This is a genomic window from Nonomuraea diastatica (assembly GCF_004349015.1).
GTDB lineage: Bacteria > Actinomycetota > Actinomycetes > Streptosporangiales > Streptosporangiaceae > Nonomuraea > Nonomuraea diastatica.
The window spans coordinates 1-13,985 of sequence record NZ_SMKP01000241.1; the positions used below are offsets into that span (position 1 = coordinate 1).

At 68.4% G+C, this 13,985-nt stretch carries 17 protein-coding genes, 1 tRNA gene and 1 pseudogene; 16 read left to right on the forward strand and 3 right to left on the reverse strand.

Going from position 1 to position 13,985, the window contains the following annotated elements; genetic code table 11:
* A partial coding sequence (locus tag E1294_RS53705; protein WP_165977874.1) for a hypothetical protein occupies positions 1–779 on the forward strand: 779 nt, incomplete at its 5' end.
* Here the strand turns inward: E1294_RS53705 and E1294_RS46780 are convergent.
* Positions 768–1,793 carry an adenosine deaminase gene (locus E1294_RS46780; protein WP_132518393.1) on the reverse strand — a complete coding sequence of 342 codons (1,026 nt, stop codon included), beginning with the start codon at positions 1,791–1,793 and terminating at the stop codon, positions 768–770. The genes E1294_RS53705 and E1294_RS46780 overlap by 12 nt on opposite strands.
* 92 nt (positions 1,794–1,885) lie before the next feature.
* Here E1294_RS46780 and E1294_RS46785 point away from each other — a divergent pair, with 92 nt between their 5' ends.
* Both E1294_RS46785 and E1294_RS46790 read left to right on the forward strand, forming a co-directional pair.
* Positions 1,886–2,569, forward strand: a complete 684-nt coding sequence (locus E1294_RS46785) for a hypothetical protein (RefSeq protein ID WP_132518395.1) — start codon at positions 1,886–1,888, stop codon at positions 2,567–2,569.
* Between the two features lie 44 nt (positions 2,570–2,613).
* Positions 2,614–3,165, forward strand: coding sequence for a hypothetical protein (locus tag E1294_RS46790; protein ID WP_132518397.1), 552 nt, complete (start codon positions 2,614–2,616; stop codon positions 3,163–3,165).
* 8 nt (positions 3,166–3,173) lie between these two features.
* Here the strand turns inward: E1294_RS46790 and E1294_RS46795 are convergent, their stop codons facing one another.
* The gene (locus tag E1294_RS46795; protein WP_132518399.1) at positions 3,174–4,382 is read right to left on the reverse strand and encodes a pyridoxal phosphate-dependent aminotransferase; all 1,209 of its coding nucleotides are present in this window, start codon (positions 4,380–4,382) and stop codon (positions 3,174–3,176) included.
* Positions 4,383–4,560: 178 nt separating this feature from the next.
* Between E1294_RS46795 and E1294_RS46800 the strand changes: the two genes are divergently transcribed.
* From E1294_RS46800 to rplL, 8 genes are all read left to right on the forward strand, one after another.
* Positions 4,561–4,633, forward strand: a tRNA-Trp gene (locus E1294_RS46800).
* A gap of 78 nt (positions 4,634–4,711) precedes the next feature.
* A complete protein-coding gene (gene secE, locus E1294_RS46805; protein WP_165977875.1) occupies positions 4,712–4,957 on the forward strand; it encodes a preprotein translocase subunit SecE in 246 nt (81 codons plus the stop codon).
* A gap of 81 nt (positions 4,958–5,038) precedes the next feature.
* Positions 5,039–5,803: a transcription termination/antitermination protein NusG gene (gene nusG / locus E1294_RS46810; protein WP_132518403.1), complete on the forward strand. Its 765-nt coding sequence runs from the start codon at positions 5,039–5,041 to the stop codon at positions 5,801–5,803.
* Positions 5,804–5,924: 121 nt separating this feature from the next.
* Complete coding sequence (gene rplK / locus E1294_RS46815) at positions 5,925–6,356, forward strand: 50S ribosomal protein L11 (RefSeq protein WP_132518405.1); 432 nt, start codon at positions 5,925–5,927, stop codon at positions 6,354–6,356.
* A 64-nt stretch (positions 6,357–6,420) separates the two neighbouring features.
* A complete protein-coding gene (rplA, locus tag E1294_RS46820) occupies positions 6,421–7,140 on the forward strand; it encodes a 50S ribosomal protein L1 (protein ID WP_132518407.1) in 720 nt (239 codons plus the stop codon).
* 301 nt (positions 7,141–7,441) lie between these two features.
* Positions 7,442–8,260: an SCO4651 family lipoprotein gene (locus E1294_RS46825; protein WP_246083773.1), complete on the forward strand. Its 819-nt coding sequence runs from the start codon at positions 7,442–7,444 to the stop codon at positions 8,258–8,260.
* Between the two features lie 239 nt (positions 8,261–8,499).
* Entirely contained in the window at positions 8,500–9,024 is a 525-nt protein-coding gene (gene rplJ, locus E1294_RS46830) for a 50S ribosomal protein L10 (protein WP_132518409.1), read from the forward strand.
* Positions 9,025–9,093: 69 nt separating this feature from the next.
* The gene (rplL, locus tag E1294_RS46835) at positions 9,094–9,489 is read left to right on the forward strand and encodes a 50S ribosomal protein L7/L12 (protein WP_132518411.1); all 396 of its coding nucleotides are present in this window, start codon (positions 9,094–9,096) and stop codon (positions 9,487–9,489) included.
* 89 nt (positions 9,490–9,578) lie between these two features.
* Here rplL and E1294_RS46840 read toward each other — a convergent pair whose 3' ends face one another.
* Positions 9,579–9,977, reverse strand: coding sequence for a nuclear transport factor 2 family protein (locus tag E1294_RS46840; protein WP_220448339.1), 399 nt, complete (start codon positions 9,975–9,977; stop codon positions 9,579–9,581).
* 86 nt (positions 9,978–10,063) lie between these two features.
* Here E1294_RS46840 and E1294_RS46845 point away from each other — a divergent pair, with 86 nt between their 5' ends.
* From E1294_RS46845 to E1294_RS46865, 5 genes and pseudogenes are all read left to right on the forward strand, one after another.
* The gene (locus E1294_RS46845) at positions 10,064–10,645 is read left to right on the forward strand and encodes a TetR/AcrR family transcriptional regulator (protein WP_132518415.1); all 582 of its coding nucleotides are present in this window, start codon (positions 10,064–10,066) and stop codon (positions 10,643–10,645) included.
* Between the two features lie 89 nt (positions 10,646–10,734).
* Positions 10,735–11,736, forward strand: coding sequence for an ABC transporter ATP-binding protein (locus E1294_RS46850; protein WP_132518417.1), 1,002 nt, complete (start codon positions 10,735–10,737; stop codon positions 11,734–11,736).
* A gap of 194 nt (positions 11,737–11,930) precedes the next feature.
* Positions 11,931–12,440, forward strand: coding sequence for a hypothetical protein (locus E1294_RS46855; protein ID WP_246083774.1), 510 nt, complete (start codon positions 11,931–11,933; stop codon positions 12,438–12,440).
* Positions 12,437–12,934, forward strand: coding sequence for a hypothetical protein (locus E1294_RS46860; RefSeq protein WP_246083775.1), 498 nt, complete (start codon positions 12,437–12,439; stop codon positions 12,932–12,934). Before E1294_RS46855 ends, E1294_RS46860 begins: the two co-directional genes overlap by 4 nt.
* Positions 12,935–13,370: 436 nt before the next feature.
* A pseudogene (locus E1294_RS46865) lies at positions 13,371–13,985 on the forward strand (DNA-directed RNA polymerase subunit beta); the annotation flags it as partial.

Genomic DNA, 13,985 nt, shown 5'->3' on the forward strand with positions numbered 1-13,985 from the left:
CCCCTGACCCACCCGCCGAAGAGCCCTCCGGCTCCGGGGGACCCGCGACCCGCGACCCCGAGCTCCCCGAGGGCGAGAAGCCAGGCGGCGGGCCGCCCGACGGGGACGTGCACGGCGGCGGAGTGCTCCCTCGGGAGGCGAACCCGGAGGTGAAGAAGCGGCGGGGAGCGGCAAGACGTGGACGGCGTCCCGCGGGAAGGCGGGCGCGGTGGAAGGTCGTGGCCGTCGCCGTCGTGGCCGTCCTCGCCGTCACCGCCGCCACCCCCCAAGGTCGCGCCGCCGTGGCGACGATCCTGCGGTTCGCCGGGATTGAGATGGAGCTCGGCGACACCCCGCCCGAGCCGGTCACCACCCGGACGCCCCTGCCCGCCGAGCGGACGGTGTCCCAGGCCGACCTCCCCGAGCTGGTGGACTTCGCGGTCAGGACCCCGGCCAGGCTCGGGGAACCGCAGCGCGTCACGGTCGCCGACCACGGCAGGGTGGTGTCGATGCTCTGGCCGGGCGGTGTCCGGCTCGACCAGTTCAGCGGCACGTTGGAGCCGTACTTCTTCAAGAAGCTCGGCCCGCCGTGGCCCGACCACGTCATGGTGGGCACGTACAACGCCTGGTGGCTGCCCGGCGAGCACCCGCTCGGCTACATCAGGCGCCAGGACGGCACCCACGTGCCCCTGCGCCAGGCGGCCTCCACCCTCATCTGGCAGCAGGGAACGCTCAACTACCGGCTGGAAGGCGCCGGCGACGTGGACGAGGCGGTCGCCGTCGCCACGTCACTCGGGTGAGGGCGAGCTCGTCAGCCAGTCGTCCACGCCCTGCAGCAACTCCTTGCGCACCGCCTCGGGAGCCGTCGACGACCGTACGGACTGCCGCGCCAGCTCGGCCACCTCGGCGTCGCTGAAGCCGTGCACCTCCCTGGCCAGTTCGTACTGACGCAGCAGCCGCGTGCCGAACAACAGCGGGTCGTCGGCTCCCAGGGCGATGGGCACCCCCGCGTCGAACAGCCGGCGCAAGGGGACGTCCGCGTCCCGCTCGGCCACCCCGAGCCCCACGTTGGACGAGGGGCAGATCTCGCAGCAGATCTGCCGGTCGGCCAGCCGCTGCATCAGCCACTCGTCCTCGGCCGCCCGCACCCCGTGGCCGACGCGGTCGGCCCCCAGATCGTCGACGCACTGCGCCACGCTGCGCGGCCCCATCAGCTCGCCGCCGTGCGGCACGGCCAGCAGGCCGCCGCGTTTGGCGATCCTGAAGGCCCGCTCGAAGTCGCGCGCCGCACCCCGCCGCTCGTCGTTGGACAGTCCGAACCCGACCACCTTGCCGGTGTACTGGGTGGCGAGCCTGGCCAGCGTGTTCGCGTCGAGCGGATGCCGGATCCTGTTGGCCGCCACGATCACGGCGATCCCGATCCCGGCGCGCCCGGCCGCCCGATCCGCCGCGTCGAGCATCAATTCGAGCGTGGCCGTCAGCCCGCCGAACCGCGGCGCGTAACCCGACGGGTCGACCTGGATCTCCAGCCACCGCGACCCGGCCGCCACCTCGTCCTCGGCGGTCTCGGCCAGCAGCCGGTAGACGTGCTGCGGCCGGTTGAGCACGGACCGCGCGATGTCGTACAGCCGCTGGAACCTGAACCATCCGCGCTCGTCGGTGGCCCGCAGCTTCGGCGGCCAGTCCTGCTCCAGCGCGTCGGGCAGATGCAGGCCCTGCTCCCTGGCCAGCTCGATCAGCGTCGAGTGGCGCATCGAGCCGGTGAAGTGCAGGTGGAGATGGGCCTTGGGAAGCGTGTGCAGGGGCCTTGGCATCCGCATATTTTGCCACCAGGGCCGAAAAGATCGCGGCAGGAGTCTGCGGGAACACGCGGTGCGGAGGAGACCTCACGGGGGATCATCGAGGAATGATCCCCGAGGTGCGGGCCGGCAGGCAGGGATGGCGCGCGGCGCTGGCGGCGCTGGCGTTCGCGGCGGCCGCCCTCATCGTCTACGGCCTCTTCTCCTCAGGGTTCGGCCGCCCACCGCGGGCCGCCGTGGAGACACCGCAGCCAGTTCCCGCACCGTCCCCGGCGGACGACCGCCCGCCAGCGACCGCGGCGGGGGACCGGACGGCAGGGGCGGGCAACCGGACGCCCGGGGCGGAGGACCGGGCGCCCGCGGCGGCGGCGGCGGCCGTTCCTGCCAGGCGTGCCGCGGCGCCCGCGCTCGCGGTGATCTCCGACGACCTCTGGCTCACCTACCTGCCCGCGGGGCTGACACGCGGCGGCGGGGGGTCGATCGGGCCGGAGCCGGGTGTCGAGGGCCGCTGGGCCAGGTGGAGCGCGGGGGGTGACGTCGTCGAGGCCCGGGTCGAGCAGGGCGCCTTGGCGGCCGGCTGGGCGCGCTACCGCGAGCGGGTCGCCGTGCTGAACGCCCTTGCCACCACCGTTCGGGGGAGACCGGCCGTGGTGGGCGAGCACCCGAAGGGCGGCCGGGTGATTGCCTGGCTGGAACGGGCGGGCACCGGTGCGTGGATCAGGGTCAGCGACTCTCTTGCCGGTGAACTGGTCACTATTGCGACCTCTGTCAGGGCTCCTGTAGGAGACTAAGAGCCTTTGCCCGGCATATGCACTCAGGTCATGGGGGTTCGTCGATGCGGCGTACGGCAGCCGTGCTCCTCGTGTGCGGGCTCATGCCGGGGCTGGCCGCCTGCGACGCCCTCGCCGGCCAGGCGCCGCCGGCGGACACCGGCACCGACGCGGGCAGTCGGCCGGTCCGCTCGGCGTCGCCTCCCCCCAAACCGGACACCCAGCGCCAGACCATCGCGTTGGCCTGTAATTCGACCAAGGTGCCCGTTCCCGCCTCGCCCGCCGGCCTGGCGCGGGCGGGCTCGTTCGCCCGCCTCGAATCGCTCCGACGCCGGACCAAGGTCAGGGGCCTGACCTGGCAGCAGGACGACGAGCGCCTGTATGTCGGCGTGGTGTGCGGCGTGTACACCGCCGAGCAGTTCGTGACGCTGGTGGCCAGGTCGAAGCTGAGCGCGTACTGGGGCAAGCCGGCGCTGCAGTGGACCACGCGCAACGGCCTGCGCAACTTCATGTGGCTGGAGCGGCCGGGCACCGCCGTCTACATCGGCGCAACACCCGGCCTCACCGCCGAGATCAGGCCCCTCGCCTCCGAGATCGGGCGGCGCGTGGACAAGTGAACGGTGGCTCAGCGGGCTTCGGCCAGCAGCTTGCCCAGCCGGCTGACGCCCTCGACGAGGTCGTCGTCGCCCAGCGCGTAGGACAGCCGGAAGTATCCCGGGGTGCCGAACGCCTCGCCCGGTACCACCGCGACCTCGGCCTCCTCCAGGATCAGCTCGGCCAGCTCGCCGGACGACGCGGGCCTGTGGCCGCGCAACTCCTTGCCGAGCAGCTCCTTCACCGAGGGGTACGCGTAGAACGCCCCCTTTGGTTCCGGGCACAACACGCCCGGGATCTCGTTGAGCATCCGAACCATCGTCTGGCGGCGCCGGTCGAACGCCGCGCGCATCTCCGTCACTGCGGACAGATCACCCGAAACCGCGGCCAGCGCGGCCATCTGGGCGACGTTGGAGACGTTGGAGGTGGCGTGCGACTGCAGGTTGGTCGCCGCCTTGACCACGTCGGACGGGCCGATCAGCCAGCCCACGCGCCAGCCGGTCATCGCGTACGTCTTGGCCACGCCGTTGAGGATCACGACCCGGTCGCCCAGCTCGGGGACGGCCGTGGCGATGCTGGTGAACTCGGCGCCGGCGTACACGAGGTGCTCGTAGATCTCGTCGGTGACGACCCACAGCCCGTGCCCGGCGGCCCAGCGGCCGATCGCCACCGTCTCCTCGCGCGAGTGGACGGCGCCCGTCGGGTTGGACGGCGAGACGAACAGCAGCGCCTTCGTCCGCTCGGTGCGCGCCGCCTCGAGCTGCTCGACGCTCGCGAGGTAGCCGGTGGACTCGTCGGTCACGACGCTGACCTGTGTGCCTCCGGCCAGCTTGATCGCCTCGGGGTAGGTCGTCCAGTAGGGGGCCACGACGAGGACCTCGTCACCGGGGTCGAGCAGCGTCGCGAACGCCTGATAGACGGCCTGCTTGCCGCCGTTGGTGACCAGCACCTGCGACGCCTCGGCCTGGTAGCCGGAGTCGCGCCGCGTCTTGCCGGCGATGGCCTGCTTGAGCTCGGGCAGGCCGCCGGCCGGGGTGTACTTGTGGAAGCGCGGGTCGCGGGCCGCCTCGATCGCCGCCTCGACGATGTAGCCGGGCGTCGGGAAATCGGGCTCGCCCGCACCGAAGCCGATGACGGGGCGTCCGGCCGCCTTCATGGCCTTGGCCTTGGCGTCGACGGCCAGCGTGGCCGACTCGGAGATCGCGGAAATTCTCGCTGAGATGCGGGATCGGGTGGACATGTGTCCATGCTCCCACGGGGCACATCGCAGGCCACACGCCCGCGTGACCTGGGCCGTCAGGATTTGGTTCGACGTGGCAGGCATTCCCCCGTATGCTTTCGCGTGGTCCTTCCGCCGCATGTCGGCGAGCGGTTCGGTCCAGGCAGTGAGTCGATCAGGGTAGTCTGGTCGATGACATAGGGCACTGGCGCAATTGGTAGCGCACCGGTCTCCAAAACCGGCGGTTGGGGGTTCGAGTCCCTCGTGCCCTGCGAGTGCGGTCCGCGCAATAATGGGCGTGTAAGCGCGCCGCAAAACTGCGTTGGATACGACTGATTCAGGTGAGGACTGTGGCGATCGACACGCGCGGCGAGACCGCAGGCAAGCCGGGTGGCGAAAAGAAGACACGCACTTCACCTGCCCTTTTCTACCGGCAGGTTGTCAACGAGCTCCGCAAGGTCATCTGGCCGACACGCAAGGATCTCGTCACCTATACGACGGTCGTTCTGATATTCGTTCTGATCATGGTTGCGATCGTTTACGGGCTCGACAGTGCCCTGGGATGGGCGGTTCTCCGGATCTTCGGCGGAGCCTGATCGAGATTCCGGCCGGTGTCGTCTGACGGAGTCGCCATTCGATACGAGAGCAAACGACAAGACGAAAGAGGAAGAGTCACCGTGTCCGAGTCTTCAGTTCCGGCCGAGGAGCCCCGCGACGAGTGGGGCGACGAGCTGGAAGAGGCTGCCGAGGAGGCCGCCGAGTCGGCCGTCTCCGAGGCCGAGGTCGCGGAGAGCGACGAGGCGGTCGCTGCCGAGGCTTCCGCCGTCGATGACGGTGCCCTTCTTCCTGACGTCGATCCGGTCGAGGAGTTCAAGAGTTCCCTGCGCGGCCTGCCCGGCGAGTGGTACGTCATCCACTCCTACGCCGGTTACGAGAACCGCGTGAAGTCCAACATCGAGAGCCGCAACGTCTCGCTCAACATGGAGGACTACATCTACCAGGTCGAGGTGCCGACACACACCGTCCAGGAGTTCAAGAGCGGCAAGAAGGTGCCGGTCAAGGAGCGCGTGCTGCCCGGCTACGTGCTGGTGCGCATGGAGCTGACCGACGAGTCCTGGGCCGCCGTTCGTAACACGCCCGGTGTGACCGGTTTCGTGGGCCTGTCCAACAAGCCCAGCCCGCTCAGCCTCGACGAGGTCGCCAAGCTGCTGGCGCCGGAGCCGACCGAGGAGAGCAAGAAGGCCGCGGCCAAGACGACCACGGGCCCGACCGTCGAGTTCGAGATCGGCGAGTCGGTCACGGTCATGGACGGCCCCTTCGCCACGCTGCCCGCCTCGGTGAGCGAGATCAGCCCCGAGTCGCAGAAGCTCAAGGTGCTCGTCTCGATCTTCGGCCGCGAGACTCCCGTCGAGCTCTCGTTCAACCAGGTCTCGAAGATCTAGGACGATCACCTACACTTAAACGTTCGGCTGGCCGCCCTGTCGCGAGGGGTGGCCTTCCGACATGTCAGGGCTGCATCCGCAGTCCGGCAAGCATCGCAATCAGGGACCCGGAGAAGGACACATGCCTCCGAAGAAGAAAATCGCCGCACTGGTCAAGGTGCAGCTGCCGGCCGGTCAGGCCACCCCGGCGCCGCCCGTGGGCACCGCCCTCGGCCCCCACGGCGTCAACATCATGGACTTCGTCAAGCAGTACAACGCTGCCACCGAGGCCCAGCGGGGCAACATCATCCCCGTTGAGATCACCATTTTCGAAGACCGCAGCTTCTCCTTCATCACGAAGACGCCGCCGGCGCCCGAGCTGATCAAGAAGGCTCTCGGTCTCGACAAGGGCAGCGCGGTCCCGCACCGTGACAAGGTCGGCAAGCTGAGCCGCGAGCAGCTGCGCAGCATCGCCGAGACCAAGATGCCCGACCTCAACGCCAACGACATCGAGTCGGCCGAGAAGATCATCGCCGGCACCGCCCGGTCGATGGGCATCACGATCGCCGACTGACACCCTTTCCCGTTCGTGGGAGGGCCCGTCAGCGGGCCCGGAGACCACTCAGGAGTCACAAGACATGAAGCGCAGCAAGGCGTACAAAGACGCGGCCGCCAAGGTCGACAGCGACAAGCTCTACTCGCCCGCCGACGCCGCGAAGCTGGCCAAGGAGACGTCGCCCACCAAGTTCGACGGCACCGTCGAGGTCGCGCTCCGGCTGGGCGTCGACCCTCGTAAGGCCGACCAGATCGTGCGCGGCACGGTCAACCTCCCGCACGGCACCGGTAAGACCGCCCGGGTCCTGGTCTTCGCGACCGGTGACCGTGCCGAGGCAGCCCGCGAGGCGGGCGCCGACATCGTCGGCGCCGACGAGCTGATCGACGAGATCTCCAAGGGCAACCGGCTCAACGAGTTCGACGCCGTCGTGGCCACGCCCGACCTGATGGGCAAGGTCGGCCGCCTGGGCCGCGTGCTCGGCCCGCGTGGCCTCATGCCCAACCCCAAGACCGGCACCGTGACGCCCGACGTCGCCAAGGCCGTCACGGAGATCAAGGGCGGCAAGATCGAGTTCCGCACCGACCGGCAGGCCAACCTGCACTTCGTCATCGGCAAGACGTCGTTCAACGAGCGTCAGCTCGTCGAAAACTACGCCGCCGCCCTTGACGAGGTGCTGCGTCTCAAGCCGTCGGCGGCCAAGGGCCGCTACCTGAAGAAGGTCACCTTCTCCACGACGATGGGCCCCGGCGTTCCCGTCGACCCCAACGTCACCCGCGGCCTCACCGCCGAGCTGGAGGCCTGACCTTCCGCACTCCCTCGCAAAAAAAGAGCCTCGCCCGTGTCCAGGGCGGGGCTCTTTCGTTTTCTGCCGCCGCTGGGGCCTTCCGGCGTCCCCGGCGGTCCAAGGCCGGCGTCGTGCCGGCTCACGGGGGCGTGCCGTCGGGAAAGGAGCAGCACCCGGCGCCGTCGAGGCGTGGGGTGCCGGGCGGCGGGGCACCACTTGTGAAGGAGATGTGTGGGGGAAGTGAGGGATAACCCTGGGTTTTCCCTTATTTGTCCCGGGAAGGCGCCACGGCGGCGGAACTTAAACGTAAGGTCAAAACATGCTGAAGCGCATAAGTCTCTCCGCGGCCGGCGCCGCGCTCGTCGTGGCAGCGGTCGCCGGTTGTGGATCGAACGCCCAGCCCATCCAGGTCAACCTGGCCGCATCAGAGGTCCTCTCGCAGGCCGCGCAGAAGACCGCGGAGGTGACCAGCTACACCGTCGACGCCGTCGTCAACGTGACGCATCCCCAGGAGGGGGCCGGCAAGGTGCAGGGCCGCATGCTCTACCAGAGCAAGCCCCAGCTCGCCGTCGACCTTACCCTGGACACCGCCGACATGGGCGGCAGGAGCCTGCCGGGCGGCGCGCGCGCCGTGCTCCAGGGCGACACCGTCTACATCAAGGTCGAGGCGCTCAACGACCTCGTGGGCGCCACCAAGCCGTGGATCAAGGTCCCGCTCAGCGGGATGGCCGACTCCAACCAGGTCAACCAGGTGCTCTCCCAGATCCAGCAGTTCGACCTGGGCAACATGACCAAGCTCATCACGGCCTCGCAGGACGTGAAGTCGGTCGGCAACGAGAGCGTCAACGGCGAGGACACCACCCACTACAGCGGCACCTTCCCGGTCGACGCCGCCGTCCAGCAGCTGCCCGCCGACAAGCAGGAGAATGCCAGGACGGGCCTGGCGGAGCTGAAGGACGTCAAGTTCGACATCTGGGTGGCCGCCGACGGCCTGCCGCGCAAGCTGGCCCTGAACGGCTCGAAGGAGGGCGGCACGCTCGACGCCACCCTGTTCTTCAAGGGGTTCAACGAGCCGGTCAGCATCGAGGCGCCGCCCGCCGACCAGGTGGGAGAGCTGCCCAAGGGCAGAACTAACTGAGAACGATTTGGAAACTCGGCGGCCAGCACGTAGTCTGGTCGTTGCCGAAGACCGCCGGTCGTCGTCAGGTGCCTCAAAACCTGGCGACCGAAGGATCCACATCATGTGGACGGCCCGCGCAGGTGTGATGCGAGTTTCCCACATGGTGTGATCCGTGTGTGTGAGCCCCGTGCGCCCTGCGCCCGGGGCTGTTCTCATGGTGAGGGGCCTTCGCCGGTGGCACATCTGGAAGGAGGCCCATGGCGAGGGCGGATAAGGCGACAGCGGTTGCCGAGCTCAAGAACGAGTTCGAGGGCAGCGCTGCCGCCGTTCTGACCGAGTACCGCGGTCTCACCGTCGCCCAGCTCAAGGAGCTGCGCACCTCTCTCGGTGAGAATGCGAAGTTCGCCGTGGCGAAGAACACCCTGACCAAGATCGCGGCCGACGAGGCCGGTCTCGCGGGCCTCGACAGCCTGCTCACCGGTCCGACCGCGATCGCCTTCGTCAACGGCGACGTTGTCGAGGCGGCCAAGGGTCTGCGTGACTTCGCCAAGGCCAATCCCCTTCTGGTGATCAAGGGCGGCGTCCTCGACGGCAAGACGCTTGACGCCACCGAGATCACCAAGCTCGCCGACCTCGAGTCCCGCGAGGTCCTCCTCGCGAAGCTGGCCGGCGCCATGAAGGCGAAGCAGAGCGCTGCTGCCGCGATGTTCGCCGCGCTGCCGACCAACATGGCCCAGCTGGCCGACGCCCTGCGCGCGAAGCGCGAAGAGGCCGGCGAGTAACACGGGGGTTGCCGCAACTCCGCGGTCCCGTTCCTAGTTCTCAGCACGTCCTAACGTAAGGAAACCATCATGGCGAAGCTCAGCACCGACGAGCTGCTCGACGCGTTCAAGGAGATGACCCTCCTCGAGCTGTCCGAGTTCGTGAAGCAGTTCGAAGAGGTCTTCGACGTCAAGGCCGCCGCGCCCGTCGCGGTCGCCGCGGCCCCCGCCGCCGGTGGCGCCGGTGCCGAGGCCCCCGCTGCCGAGGAGCAGGACGAGTTCGACGTCGTCCTCGAGGCCGCCGGCGACAAGAAGATCCAGGTCATCAAGGAGATCCGCGCCCTCACGTCCCTGGGCCTCAAGGAGGCCAAGGACCTGGTCGACGGCGCTCCCAAGCCCGTGTTCGACGGCAAGGTCAACAAGGAGCAGGCGGAGAAGGCCAAGGCTGCCCTCGAGGGTGCCGGCGCCACCGTCACCGTGAAGTAACTTCCCCCTTCACGCTCGCTCTTCGGAAAGAGGCGGCTGCACCCTGGTGCCGGGTGCGTCCGCCTCTTTTCGCGTTCCCGAGGGCTTCTTCACCGAGGGGAGTCCGCCGACTGGACCCGCGCGATGGCGCTGGTGTCCATGTAGTCCCTGGTGTGGACGATCTCGCCCTCCCTGATCCGGAGAACCAGCAGGCCGGGAACCGTGATCAGGTCCTCGCCCACCTCGACGACGGCGTCCTGCTCCACCACCACGACCTCCGGGTCGTCGGTACGCCGCAACACGCGCCGGCGCACCTCGCGCACCGCGAAGGGCATCTGGCCCCACATGCCGCGGTAGCCCGTACGGACCTCCTCGCGTCCCCTGAACGGCGGCAGTCCGCCGAACGGGAACTCGTGCAGCCCGGTCTCCGCGTACAGGTCGGCCAGCTCGTCCGGGGACTTGTGCAACATCGCCGTGTGATAGCCCGTGACGATCTCTTCGATGGACATGATCGAACCCTTTCGCTCAACGAACATTGACTCAACGAGCGTAGAGCGAAAGAGGATGACGAGTCAACGCATGTAGAGTCGGGTCGATGGGCGAGAAGGTGCTTCCCCGGGCCGAGAGGCGGCGCAGGACCGAAGGACGGATCCTCGGCGCGGCCAGGGCGTTGTTCGCCGAGGTCGGCTACGAGCGCGCCACGATCAGGGCCATCGCCAGGTCTGCCGAGGTCGACCCCGCCCTCGTGATGCAGTACTTCGGCAGCAAGCAGGAGCTCTTCCAGCAGTCGGTGCGCGTGGTGACGGCCCTTGAACCGGGCACAGGCGCGGATGGGGGTGCGGAGGATGATCTGGTGGAGCGGTTGCTCGGCACTCTCGGCGTGAAGCTGGGCGAGATGCCGCAGGGCTCGCTGGCCATGATGCGGTCGATGCTCACGCACCCCGAGGCCGCCGCGTCGGCGCGGCAGGTGCTGGGCGCGCAGATCGACCGGCTCACGGAGTCCATCCACGGCGAGGACGCGCGGCTGCGCGCGGCGCTGATCATGACGGTCATGGTCGGCGTGACCGTGGGCAACCAGCTGCTCGAGCTCGACGAACTGCGCGGGGTACCGCCGGAGGAGATCGCCCGGCTGCTCCGTCCCAGCCTGCGAGCGCTTACTGGACCCGACGTCTCATAACCGGCCCGTAACAAGTTGCCGGATCGGGTTCACATCAGGCGGATCGCCGTTACCGTGGGTCCACATCCCCCGGAATGCCGAGGTGGCCAGTGGGCGTCGAAGTCGTGGTCGACGGGTTGACCAAGTCGTTCGGCCGGCAGGTCATCTGGGAGGACGTCTCGCTCACTCTCCCGCCCGGCGAGATTTCCGTGCTGCTCGGCCCCTCGGGCACCGGCAAGTCGGTCTTCCTCAAGTCCCTCGTCGGCCTGCTCAGGCCCGATCGCGGCCACATCTGGATCGACGGCTACGACCTGGCCCACTGCGACGAGGGCAGGCTCTACGAGCTGCGCAGGCTGTTCGGCGTGCTGTTCCAGGACGGCGCCCTGTTCGGCTCGCTCAGCCTCTACGACAACATCGCCTTCCCGCTGCGCGAGCACACCAAGAAGTCCGAGAGCCAGATCCGCGCGATCGTGATGGAGAAGATGGAGCTCGTCGGGCTGCTCGGCGCCGAGCCGAAGCTGCCGGGGGAGATCTCCGGCGGCATGCGCAAGCGGGCGGGGCTGGCCAGGGCGCTGGTGCTGGACCCTGAGATCATCCTGTTCGACGAGCCCGACTCCGGCCTCGACCCTGTGCGCACCGCGTACCTCAACCAGCTCATCGTCGACCTCAACGCCGAGATCGAGGCGACGTTCCTGATCGTGACCCACGACATCAACACCGCCCGCACGGTCCCCGACAACATCGGGCTGCTCTTCAGGCGCGAGCTGGTCATGTTCGGCCCGCGCGAGATGTTGTTGTCGAGCGACGAGCCGGTGGTACGCCAGTTCCTCAACGCCAGGAAACACGGGCCGATCGGCATGTCCGAGGAGAAGGACGTCTCGGAGCTGGAGGCCGAGGCGCACCTGGGGCACGACCCCGGAGCGCTGCCGCCGATACCGCCGCAGCTCATGCCGAGCGACAACTCGATCCGCCACAGCCAGCGGCCGCCCGGCACGTGGCTGGCGGCCAACGGCGTGATCCCGCCGCAGGGTTCGTTCGTGGACGAGCGCGGCCGCAACTGGCTGGAGGAATATCCGCGCCTGGTCAACTCCCACCTCCACGGCGCCAGATAGCGCACAGGCGGCGGGGGTGCCACTCGGCAAGTGAGGCGCGCCGTCGATGCCTCAGCGGGGCTCTCAGGCCCGGCTGGGGGCATTCACGGGTTTCGGCTGATTCGTTATGAGCTGGCGAAATGCCGCCTCGGTTGGTTGAGGGGCTCCACGCGCCAGTGCCGGGTTATGATCCCGGCGACCGGCCGTGGAGGGGGGTGAGCGTCGTGGCAGGGCTCGCGGCTCGGCCCGCTCGCATCCTCATCGCGGCACTCAGCGGGGTGCTGGTGGCGCTCGTGGGCACGGGCGTGTGGCTCGCCGCGCAGGCGCGCGACGAGCGGGCCAGGGCAGACGACAAGCAGGCCGCGCTGCAGGCGGCGAGCACCCATGCGATCAACCTGATCTCTCTTGACCACCGCACCGTCGACGACGACATGAAGCGCATCCTCGACACCTCCACAGGGTTGGCCAGGGCCGAATACGAGGCCGACGCCGGCAAGCTCCGGTCGACCACCATCGCGAACCAGGTCGTCCAGCACGGCGTCCTGCGCGCGACCGGGCTGGTGTCGCTGACGGAGGCCGCCGCCAAGGTGCTGGTCGTGGCCGACGTGGAGATCCGCTGGGACGGTTCCGACAACCCGCCGCAGGAGCGCTACTACCGGTGGTCGATGGACGTGACCAGGACCGGCGGCGCCTGGCTGGTGTCGAAGGTGGTGCAGGTCACGTGAGGATCTTCACGCTCGCGCTGCTCGGCCTCCTCGTGGCCGTGGCGGGGGTGCTGGTCCCGGTGATGTGGTTCGACCTGCGCGACCTGCGCGCCGCCGACGAGGCCGCGGTGCAGGCGTTGTCCGCCGCCAAGAGGGTGGCGCCTGATCTGCTCTCGTACGACTACCGGACGGTGGAGAAGGATCTGGCGCGCGCGAAGGAGCACACCACCGGGGAACTGACCGCGCACTACGGGCAGCTGACAACGAGCCTCGCGTCCAGGGCGAAGGCCCAGAAAATCATCCAGACCGTGTCCGTGGCGGGGGCCGGCGTCGAGCGGGCAGAACCCGACCGCGTGGAGGTTCTGCTCATCGTGAACACGGGTACGGTCAAAGAGGTTTCCGGCAAGGGCGAGCCCCAGCAAGGGTTCACTCAGAACCGGGCAAGGTTGGTGATGGTTCGGCAAGAGTCCCGATGGCTGGTGGCCGATCTGTCGACCCTGCTCGGGACCGCCTGAGGCCCCCGGCGCGCCGCTTCCTTCAATTGTTATCAAAAAACAGGTTTAGTGCAGGCAATGCCGGGGGTACCTCAGTCACAGCTACACCGGTTGCCGGCATGGGTTCGGCCCTCGGTGTGACAGAGCGTTAACCGCCCCCGTTCGCGGGTATCGTCTTGGGCCTGGCGGTAGGCGATCGGTCGCACAGGGGAGAAAACCCAGCGTCCGGGCCCCTAGTCGGCTAAAAGTCGCGCTTGTGGGCTTGACGTATCCGCCTGAACGGGCGATGCTGCGACCAACGTGGAGCATGCAGCGAGAGTGAAGTGGACAGGCGTGTGCCGTTCGGCTACACTGCCCCTTTGCGCTGCCCTTTGACGACCCGCGATGCTTGCTCACGTTGCGAGGTTGTCTGGCGTGCGTGTAGTCAGTCCGCCGCGAGCCCTCGGAAGGACATCTGTTGGCAGCCTCGCGCAACGCCTCCGCCGTACCCGCTGGTCCCCGTCGCGTGTCATTTTCGCGCATCCAGGAGCCTCTCGAAGTTCCTGACCTTCTCGCTCTGCAGACCGAGTCGTTCGATTGGTTGCTCGGCAACGAGAAGTGGAAGGCCCGGGTAGAGGCGGCTCGCCAGGCCGGGCGCAGGGACGTCCCGACCCAGTCGGGTCTCGAAGAGATCTTCGAAGAGATCAGTCCGATCGAGGACTTCTCGGGGACCATGTCCTTGTCGTTCCGCGACCACCGGTTCGAGCCGCCGAAGTACTCCGTAGACGAGTGCAAAGACAAGGACATGACCTTCTCCGCCCCGATGTTCGTGACGGCGGAGTTCATCAATAACACCACCGGTGAGATCAAGAGCCAGACGGTGTTCATGGGCGACTTCCCGCTCATGACGCCGAAGGGCACGTTCATCATCAACGGCACCGAGCGTGTCGTGGTCTCGCAGCTGGTCCGTTCGCCGGGCGTCTATTTCGAACGCAACGTCGACAAGACGTCCGACAAGGATCTCTATGGCTGCAAGGTCATCCCGTCCCGGGGGGCCTGGCTGGAGTTCGAGATCGACAAGCGCGACAGCGTC